Origin of the sequence: Limosilactobacillus portuensis (genome assembly GCF_014838735.1) — a bacterium.
Lineage (GTDB): Bacteria > Bacillota > Bacilli > Lactobacillales > Lactobacillaceae > Limosilactobacillus > Limosilactobacillus portuensis.
This window is the reverse complement of sequence record NZ_JABUXQ010000130.1, coordinates 1-282: the sequence shown is the minus strand read 5'-3', so window position 1 is coordinate 282 and position 282 is coordinate 1. Positions and strand designations below refer to the sequence as shown.

The following is a 282-nucleotide window of genomic DNA, read 5'->3' as shown; positions in this document are numbered from 1 at the left end:
GATAGTGGTAACCACGATCCAGGATACGAAGAAGGACATACAAAACCGAACGTACCAGTGGAAGTGCCACAAACGAAAGATCCAAATGTACCACCAGGAACAACATTTGAGATACCACCAGCAGGTATTCCAGAAGGCTGGACAGCGGAAGTAGATCCAGATAATGGAACAGTAACAGTAACGCCACCGGCGGATGCGACACCAGGAACATCAGTAGATATTCCAGTGAAGGTAACATATCCAGATGGATCAAGTGAGGAAACACCAGTCAAAGTAACAGTA

The 282-nt window shown here is 46.1% G+C and carries 1 protein-coding gene; it reads left to right on the top strand.

The annotated features are described in order from the left end of the window. On the top strand, window positions 1–282 hold a 282-nt coding region (locus tag HUK49_RS10860), incomplete at both ends, for a YPDG domain-containing protein (protein WP_191913695.1).